Consider the following 387-nt stretch of genomic DNA (forward strand, 5'->3'; position numbering starts at 1 on the left):
TACAGCCGCGAAACCTTCCTCGGCCTGTTGTGCTTCGCGGTGCTCTTCATGGGTCTGGCGACACCCTTGGCCGCGTTGGCCAGCGACCGCTACGGGCGCAAGCCGGTGCTGATTGTCGGCGCGGTCCTGGCGATTCTGTCCGGCTTTACCATGGAGCCGCTGCTCACCCACGGTTCGACCTGGGCCGTGGCGCTGTTCCTGGCGCTGGAGTTGTTTCTGATGGGCGTGACCTTCGCGCCGATGGGTGCGCTGCTGCCGGAACTGTTCCCGACCCGCGTGCGTTATACCGGTGCTTCAGCGGCGTATAACCTGGGCGGTATCGTAGGAGCCTCGGCGGCACCGTTCTTCGCGACCAAGCTGGTGGCGATGGGCGGGCTGAGTTATGTC

Annotated in this window: 1 protein-coding gene; it reads left to right on the forward strand. The window is 65.1% G+C overall.

All coding sequences use genetic code 11. The features are described 5' to 3' along the window. Nucleotides 1–387 (forward strand): MFS transporter (locus AC0L3U_RS38595; RefSeq protein ID WP_473364991.1); only part of this gene is annotated, 387 nt, incomplete at both ends.

The sequence above is a fragment of the Bradyrhizobium sp. Kon69 genome, assembly GCF_055807515.1.